Source organism: Deltaproteobacteria bacterium, from assembly GCA_018668695.1.
Classification (GTDB): Bacteria; Myxococcota; XYA12-FULL-58-9; order XYA12-FULL-58-9; family JABJBS01; genus JABJBS01.
The window spans coordinates 40,104-46,418 of sequence record JABJBS010000368.1 but is presented as its reverse complement, the minus strand read 5'-3'; the positions used below and the strand labels follow the sequence as shown (position 1 = coordinate 46,418).

General features: G+C 51.3%; 1 protein-coding gene. It reads left to right on the top strand.

Features of this window, described 5'->3' with window-relative positions; all coding sequences use genetic code 11:
- Positions 1-6,314, top strand: a 6,314-nt coding sequence (locus tag HOK28_21480; GenBank protein ID MBT6435680.1) for an IPT/TIG domain-containing protein, incomplete at its 5' end; no start/stop codon positions are given.
- Position 6,315: the final 1 nt, after the last annotated feature.

Here is a 6,315-nt window from a genome sequence, read left to right as displayed (position 1 = left end):
TTTTGAATATTTCGTATGTTTGTACGCCTGCTCCAGGGCTTAATAGTCTTGTTGAAATCGAAGACATCGAAAGCAGTGAAACGGGTGATTGCGGGCTTGCTGGCGGTCACAAGATTACCACAGGTTTGGATACAGACCCTTACGGTACTCTGAGTGATGAATCTGCCGAAACACTCATTGTTCGTAATGTTTGTAATGGTGGTCAAGGGGTGGACGGCTCCAATGGCCTCACGGCCTTGGTCACTTCAGCAATACTGGAACCAGGGGAACTGTGTCCTTACGGTGGTTACGAATTATTAACAGGATTTGATAGCGACGAGGACGGTGAACTTACGCAGGCAGACGAACCTGCGCCATCGGCCAGTCATATTTGCAACGGTGCGCCCGGCGTGAATGGTTATGCTGGCCTTGGTGTTCCGTCGGAGCTTTTACCCGGCGAAGAAGACTGTGCAAACGGCGGTTACCGCGTGGATTACGGCTGGGATGTAGACAATGACCGCGACCTTGATGAGAGCGATATTACGATTGGTTTCTATACACTGTGTAACGGCGTGGACGCCCTCGACGGCGAAGATGGACTTTCCGCAGTGGTGGAAACTGAAAACCTAGGTCCAGGTGAATCTGAAAATTGCACAACTTTTGGCGGCGTCGAGATTCGCATTGGATACGATGAAGATGGTGACCAAGTGATGGACGGTGACCCAACTCAGGTGCAAATGATTTGTCACGGTGAGAAGGGCGACGCGTCGCTTTTAGAGACGCAGACACTGGACCCTGGCGAGGCCTGTGCCAACGGCGGACATGTCGTCTACTCGGGTTTAGACACAAACGGTGAGGCCGGCTTGCAGCCAGCTGAATACCAGCATTCTTGGAACGTCTGTCACGGCGTTGATGGTATTTCCATTTTGGCCGAAATATCTGTGGAGCTCGCAGGAGATAATTGTTCCTTTGGCGGCCACAAGCTGATTTTGGCCGGTGATAATAATGGCAACGAGATTATCGATGCAGGTGAAGAGTTTGATATCTCGTATGTGTGCAATGGCGCAGATGGATTAAACGTCCTCGTGGAAACAGGTTCAATCACCAACTCTGTTCAGTGCCCACAGGGCGGCGTCGAAATCAAGACGGGTCAAGATGACAATGCTTCTGGAGATTTATCCGAAGATGAAGTCGATTCTTCCCAGTGGATTTGTGAAGGACATGACTCCCTAATCACGGCGACGCCACTTGGGGAAGATCCCGCAGTATGTTCTGCTGGCGGTGTCTTGGTTCAAGTTGGGCGCGATACAAATGGTTCTGGTTTACTAGAAAACAGCGAAATTACCGGTGAGCAGGCAATTTGTAACGGGCCTGTAGGTGTTGCGGGTTTATCGAGCCTGATTAAAACAACCCCCGTAAACGCTGAGCCGTGTTCTGTGGCCGGCTTTAAGATTGAGACCGGCTTGGATGTGAACGGAGACGGGACCTTGAACGCGGATGAGGTTTCGACCACGGACCACATTTGTCAGGGCGATGATGGTTCAAGTGCTTTGGTTAGCAATGCACCGGTGGGGCCTTCTGAACAATGTCCGCTAGGTGGTATTGAGATCACCACGGGTGTTGACGCTAACGGCAACGGTGTTGCCGATGGGGGTGAAACTCAGTCGTTTACGATTTGTAATGCTGCGCAGGGTACTCCTGGTTTGAACAGTCTAATTTTCGTGACCGAAGAGAGTCCTGGGGATCAATGTTTGACGGGCGGTCAAAAGGTTGAGACGGGTTTGGACGCCAACGGTAACGGTATCTTAGAGCAAGATGAGAACCCGACTGTGACCTATATCTGCAATGGCGCTACGGGAACGAGTACCATTGTGGATGTGGTTGAAGCTGGCGACGAATGCACGACCGGTGGCTCGAATATTTACTACGGTGTTGATGCAGATGGTAACGGAACCCTGGATGAGGCTGAATGGTCAGTCGCCACGGTTTGTAATGGCGTTCAGGGCGACACCGGAGCAGCCAGCTTGATTGTGCTTGAGGTAGACAGTCAAAACTGTGCAACCGGTGGAGTGGTCGTTCACAGTGGTGTGGATACGAATGCGAACGGCACTTTAGAGGTACCTGGTGAAGTGGTGAGTTCTCAGACCGTCTGTAATGGACCTGCGGGCATCAGTTCGTTGATGAACACCGCAGCTGAAGCTGAAGGTGCCAACTGTGCTTATGGCGGATATGCCATTTCCATCGGGCTTGACGATGGAGCCGGGGGAGCGACTGCAGGCGATGGGGCTTTGGACGCTGGCGAAGTGGATCAGGTTTTCTATGTGTGTCACGGCGAAAGCTATGACGATACTGGTGCGGGTCCTGTGATCACAATGATCACACCGTCCTCGGTTCCCTCTCAAATGGGCGGCGTCATTGTGCTCAAGGGTTCAAACTTTGCTCCGAATGCAGGCGATGCATCCTCGGTGGTGACGGCGAACGGTACGCCGTTGGTGATTCAGCAAGCCTACTCGTCTTCAACGCAGCTCTCAGTGATTGTTCCACCGATAACCTTACCAGCAGTAAGTGATCGGCAAGCAGGCGATGCCATTGGCGGCGTTCCGTTGATTGTAACCGTTGAGAATGACGACGGACAATCTGACTCTGGAGTGGCTTATTATGCTGAGGCGGAATGCTTTGATGACGGCAGTAATTTTTGTGCAGAGGGTTATGTTTGTTCAGAGAATGTCTCAATTGACAACAGCAATGGTGGGCAACCAACTGAGGGAAATTGTGTGTGGGCATGCGATTCCGATTTTATTTTGGAAGAAACCGAAACTTGTTTGAATGTTAGCAAAGGTTGGGATCTTAACTGCGGCCTCGGAACCAGTTGCTTGGGTGTAAGCCGTGCTCATGCGAGATTTACCTTTGGTTATCAAGGATTGTTGATGAGCGGCGGTGATGGTGGTGGGGACGACCTCATTTTCATTACTTATTCTAATGATGGTGACTTTTTAAGGCGCTCAGTTTGTACTTCAAGCACTTGTCTGAACTCGGCGCCTGATAGACGCAGAGGCCACGGTTTTGGGAGCAGTAACAATCTCTCAGGGTATCTACTTTTCGGTGGTCAGGCTGTGGAATCAGGAAGTCTCTCTGACGAACTTTGGACACTCGATACCGACTATACGCAGTGGACACAGCTATGTGGCGGCAACAGCGGCTGCAGTGGTCCTTCGGCGAGAAAAGACTTTGTATTTGTTTCGTTCATCCCGGAGCCGCGAGAGAACATGATCTTTGCTGGGCCAACGACTCCTGAGCCAGTGAATGCGATGGTCTTCGGCGGTGAAGACGCCAATGGCAACAAACTCAGTGACCATTGGCTTTGGACGCGACCTCTCGATGCCAACGCGGCGTCATGGCAACAACTGGAATGCCAAGGAACCTGCCCGAGTGCTCGTGCAGGGGCAGCATTTTTCGGAATGAATTCATCAACCTTTTATATGTTTGGTGGCCAGCTTGAGGATGGCTCCTACAGTGATGAGTTCTGGAATTACAGTGAGGACGGCTGGCAACTACTTTGCGGTGGTAACTCTGGTTGCACGGGTGCTCCCGGTGTACGCGATGCCGGCATGTCAGCAGGTAGCTCAGAATCAGGAGCCCCGCTCTTTTATATCATGGGCGGCCAAGGTACCAACGGCCCATCAGATGCTCTTTGGCGCTTGGAGATGAACCCATCCACAGAAGCTTGGCTCTGGTCTCACGAGTGTGGGAGCGGCACGGGTTGCTCCGGGCCAAGCGCGAATGTTGGCAATATGCTTCTGGGGTCTGGCGACGGCGGAATATTCATGTTCGGCGGTGAAACCGGTGGTGAAGTGACGGATAGGGTCTGGGTTTATAACGCAGACCGGGTAGACGGTAGAGACCATACCTGCGCCAGCTTTGGCTATGTCGGTGGTACCCTCGGCTGCACCAGCGGCTGCGTATTTGATGATTCTCAATGTGTGCCTCAGCCTTCTTGCGGAGATGGTATGGTTCAGGCTTCAGCCGGTGAGGAGTGCGACGGAGGTGTGTCGCCCAACGCTGACCAGTGCCAAAACTTCGGTTTGGGAAGCGGCTCCGTGACGTGTGGAAACGATTGTCGTTTTGATTATTCGCAATGTGCTTATGGGTACCGTTGCGGCAATCATGAAAAAGACCATCCGGAGGAAGCCTGTGATGGCTCCGAGGATATGATCAGTTGCCGGTCTGTATGGGAGGGCATCGCAGGTGGTGCTCGCTTGGGTATGGACAACATGAGCAATTCGCCAGGCTGTGAGGATAACTGCCGGCTTCGTATGGACTTCTGCCAGCAAAATCCTTGTGGCAATGGTAACATCGATACCTCCTATATTTCGGGTAATCATAGCGTGCCTCAAGTTGTTTATTCTGAAGCTTGCGACCCGGGTATTCCCCTTTCGCCTTCGCCCAATTTCCGTGGTATGACGTGCGAGGATTTTGGCATGGCGGGCTCGACTCTCAGCTGCACCTCTCAGTGTGAAATCGATTTAAAAAATTGCCTACCATACGCCTCAAGTTGCTTGAACGGTTCGACGGATGCAGGGTCTGAAACAGATACAGATTGCGGTGGAAGTTGCGTCTCTTGTATCAATGGAAAAACCTGTAGCGGTGACTCTGATTGCCAGTCTGGACGTTGTGCTGAAAACATTTGTACAGCGAACACGTGCAACGATAGTTTGAAAAATGGCAAGGAGACCGATGTAGACTGCGGTGGCCCGGATTGCGGCGGCTGTATTAAGAGTCAGGCTTGCTGGATTGATGAAGATTGCAGTGTGTGCACGACAGCTGCTTGTACAGCCACTTACTCAAATCAGAACAACTTCCGTGCGACGCTTTGCGAAGAGCAGGTTTGTAAACTGAGTAACGAAACATCAACCTGTAGCTCCAACGGGGATTGCGTGTCTGGAATCTGTGATCTTCAGAATTCAGGTCGGTGTCTTGCCTATATACAAGACGATATGTGTGAATCAGGTGACCATGAAATCAGCCTTGGCGATGGTATGTATGAATGTGCCGATCCAAGTGCTGATGTATGCAACGGTCAGCCAGATACAAGCCATTGTTTCTTTGTTTCGGGTGACAGCGGTTTAAATGGTAAATGTTATGACGGCTCCTGTCTTGCAACCTGCGACGAGTCGGCAAACTGTGAAAACGCGAATTCTGTCTGTCTGCCAACGGGTAATATTGGCGCGGAGTCAACGGCTTATGTGTGTGTCGCCAACGATACATTTCCGATTGATAACCAATGCCCTACAGGCAGTCATGAAGTCGACCTCGGTGAAGAAGGTTACCGTTGTGTGCCGCCAAGTAACTACTCATGCGGCGGCTCGAATGATGGAGAAGGCTGCAGTTATGATTGGGCTGGGATGTTCTTGAACGGTATCTGTGTAAATGGAGGCTGCATGGCAACTTGTGGTAGCCAGGGTCTAGAGAACTTCTACAGTGCTGGTAACAGAGAGGTGTGCACGAATGCCAACAGCGTTTGCCAGCCATTTGGTATCATCGCTGATACACAAACAATTGGTGTATGTTTGCCTACACCGCTTACATGTTCCGTTGTAGGAGCAACCACTTCTCCGGATGCATCCTGCCCAGCCACTAGCTTTGGATGTGGTAGCGCCGGCCAATGTATGGTGCCATCTAAGAGTGCTTGCGAGACCATTGAGGAAGGGCAGCAAGTATTTGCCCCTACGGGTACTGCATGTACCGTGGATTCCGATTTAGATGGGGTTGAAGATGCAAATGAGGCTGGTCGTTGTGTGAATAATGGGGACGGCTCGATTTGTTTGCCAGATTGTTCAAGCAACAGTTGTGTTGCTTCGGATTCGACCGATAGCAACATGTCTTTTTGCCAGCATCTCGATTTGGTTGGAATGGGTGCATATACGCAATACATGACAACCGGAAGCACAGATGGTGCCCGGGCAGATTACAAGGCTTGTTTAAACCCGGACGCTGGCTGCTCGTCTGATTCAGATTGCTCGGTCTATTCTTTTGTCGGCTGTGATAGCGCTTCCAATGTTTGTTTAACTCCGAGTCTTTCGGCTTGTTCATCCGGTGATGTACCGGGTACAGCAATGCAGGGAACTCAATGTGTGCCAACCAACGAAAACGGCGCGCTGGGTTATTGTAAAGAGATGGCTGGGCCTAACGGAAACAGTGGTACCATTTGTTTACCTTCCTGTACGAATGCAGAGGGGAGTGCCGATGTGTCGATGTGCACCACGCAGAACTCTACTTGTGCAGGGATCAGTTCAGAAACAGGCACAGTTTATGTCTGTACTGCAGAAGGTGCTTAAG